At 56.9% G+C, this 2,349-nt stretch carries 2 rRNA genes; both read left to right on the top strand.

Annotation, left to right across the window (positions count from 1 at the left end):
• The first annotated feature begins 98 nt into the window (after positions 1 to 98).
• Positions 99 to 1,622: ribosomal RNA gene (locus AC5RVZ_RS32180) — 16S ribosomal RNA — on the top strand.
• A 480-nt stretch (positions 1,623 to 2,102) separates the two neighbouring features.
• Positions 2,103 to 2,349 (top strand): 23S ribosomal RNA (locus tag AC5RVZ_RS32175); the annotation flags it as partial.

Here is a 2,349-nt window from a genome sequence, read left to right as displayed (position 1 = left end):
GCCCCTGTGGTGTGTCGCGGTTTTATCAGCCTGGTTTGAATTTAGTGCAGTGTCTTCGGTCGTTTTCCCGGCCGTTGGTGCTGTGTCTGTTTGAAACATTAACGGAGAGTTTGATCCTGGCTCAGGACGAACGCTGGCGGCGTGCTTAACACATGCAAGTCGAACGATGATCCGGTGCTTGCACCGGGGATTAGTGGCGAACGGGTGAGTAACACGTGAGTAACCTGCCCTTGACTCTGGGATAAGCCTGGGAAACCGGGTCTAATACCGGATATGACCTGTCACCGCATGGTGGCGGGTGGAAAGATTTTTCGGTCATGGATGGACTCGCGGCCTATCAGCTTGTTGGTGGGGTAATGGCCTACCAAGGCGACGACGGGTAGCCGGCCTGAGAGGGTGACCGGCCACACTGGGACTGAGACACGGCCCAGACTCCTACGGGAGGCAGCAGTGGGGAATATTGCACAATGGGCGAAAGCCTGATGCAGCGACGCCGCGTGAGGGATGAATGCCTTCGGGTTGTAAACCTCTTTCAGCAGGGAAGAAGCGAAAGTGACGGTACCTGCAGAAGAAGCGCCGGCTAACTACGTGCCAGCAGCCGCGGTAATACGTAGGGCGCAAGCGTTGTCCGGAATTATTGGGCGTAAAGAGCTCGTAGGCGGTTTGTCGCGTCTGCTGTGAAAGCCCGGGGCTCAACCCCGGGTCTGCAGTGGGTACGGGCAGACTAGAGTGCAGTAGGGGAGACTGGAATTCCTGGTGTAGCGGTGAAATGCGCAGATATCAGGAGGAACACCGATGGCGAAGGCAGGTCTCTGGGCTGTAACTGACGCTGAGGAGCGAAAGCATGGGGAGCGAACAGGATTAGATACCCTGGTAGTCCATGCCGTAAACGTTGGGCACTAGGTGTGGGGGACATTCCACGTTTTCCGCGCCGTAGCTAACGCATTAAGTGCCCCGCCTGGGGAGTACGGCCGCAAGGCTAAAACTCAAAGGAATTGACGGGGGCCCGCACAAGCGGCGGAGCATGCGGATTAATTCGATGCAACGCGAAGAACCTTACCAAGGCTTGACATGGGCCGGATCGGGCTGGAAACAGTCCTTCCCTTCGGGGCCGGTTCACAGGTGGTGCATGGTTGTCGTCAGCTCGTGTCGTGAGATGTTGGGTTAAGTCCCGCAACGAGCGCAACCCTCGTTCCATGTTGCCAGCGCGTAATGGCGGGGACTCATGGGAGACTGCCGGGGTCAACTCGGAGGAAGGTGGGGACGACGTCAAATCATCATGCCCCTTATGTCTTGGGCTTCACGCATGCTACAATGGCCGGTACAATGGGTTGCGATACTGTGAGGTGGAGCTAATCCCAAAAAGCCGGTCTCAGTTCGGATTGGGGTCTGCAACTCGACCCCATGAAGTCGGAGTCGCTAGTAATCGCAGATCAGCAACGCTGCGGTGAATACGTTCCCGGGCCTTGTACACACCGCCCGTCAAGTCACGAAAGTTGGTAACACCCGAAGCCGGTGGCCTAACCCCTTGTGGGAGGGAGCCGTCGAAGGTGGGACCGGCGATTGGGACTAAGTCGTAACAAGGTAGCCGTACCGGAAGGTGCGGCTGGATCACCTCCTTTCTAAGGAGCTTCCTCGAACCTGTCCTGGCCCGTCATAGTGCGGGTTGGGTGGTTTGCAGGGCAAGCCCGTTGCGGACGCGTCTGTTGTCCGGCGGGTGCTCATGGGTGGAATATCAACGGATTCGGTGTCTTTCGCGGTTGGCCGCATGTCAGTACGGTGCCCTTTGGGGTGTTTGGAACGTGTGTGGTTGGTTTCGCGGGGGATGTCTTTTGGCACACTGTTGGGTCCTGAGGCAACAGGACCTTATTCTTGCAGCGATGTGAGGAGAGGGAAGAAGTTGGTTCCTCTTGTTTCCTGCGCTTGCCGCGCCGGCCGCTCCTTTTTGGGGTGGCGGGGGTGGGGGTGACGGGGTTGTTGTTTGAGAACTACATAGTGGACGCGAGCATCTTAAAGCAATTTTTTTGATGAACCTGGTGGCTAACTGTCCTTGTGATGGTTGGTTGTCCTGGTTCTCTCGAATAGCTGATTTTGATCTTTGTGGTCAAGTTTTTAAGAGCACACGGTGGATGCCTTGGCATCAGGAGCCGAAGAAGGACGTGGGAATCTGCGATAAGCCTGGGGGAGTTGATAACCGAACGGTGATCCCAGGATGTCCGAATGGGGAAACCCCGCCCGGCGCGCGAGTGACCGGGTGACCCGTACCTGAACACATAGGGTGCGTGGAGGGAACGCGGGGAAGTGAAACATCTCAGTACCCGCAGGAAGAGAAAACAACAGTGATTCCGT

The organism is Arthrobacter sp. Cza30 (assembly GCF_059090765.1).
The sequence above is the reverse complement of the archived record's forward strand: the minus strand, read 5'-3'. Positions and strand labels throughout refer to the sequence as shown.